At 27.3% G+C, this 410-nt stretch carries 1 protein-coding gene; it reads right to left on the bottom strand.

Annotated features, from left to right (window positions below; all coding sequences use genetic code 11):
• Nucleotides 1–86: 86 nt before the first annotated feature.
• Nucleotides 87–410 (bottom strand): tyrosine-type recombinase/integrase (locus EDI28_RS27240; RefSeq protein ID WP_128786728.1); only part of this gene is annotated, 324 nt, incomplete at its 5' end.

Raw genomic sequence — 410 nt, 5'->3', positions numbered from 1 at the left:
CAGACAATTATAGACAACAAGCCTTTTTCCTAACTAAAACACTCATAAAGTATAGACAATTTTAGACTACTTTGGATATCTTTTGGTTAGTCATTTTCCAAAACTAATTTATCTAATTTTTCAGTTATATTTGACTTCATCTTCTCAGTAACATGAGTATAAACACTTAAAATCTTTGTTTCATTAGTATAATCTACACGATCCATTATCGCTGTTATAGGTACTTCCAATTCAGCAAGCAAACTTATATGCGAATATCTAAAAACATGAGCAGTCAATACAAAATCATCTTTCTTAATTTCACTTTTCCTAAAACTGTTTTTCAAAAAGTAATTGAAACAAGTTATCATTAAGGGAGAACCATTATTTGTAAATATATAATCACCTTCTTCTAAAAGAAGATATTCTTT

Source organism: Photobacterium chitinilyticum, from assembly GCF_004104355.1.
Taxonomy (GTDB): domain Bacteria; phylum Pseudomonadota; class Gammaproteobacteria; order Enterobacterales; family Vibrionaceae; genus Photobacterium; species Photobacterium chitinilyticum.
Note: the sequence above shows the minus strand (reverse complement) of the source record. Positions and strands in the feature narration are given on the sequence as shown.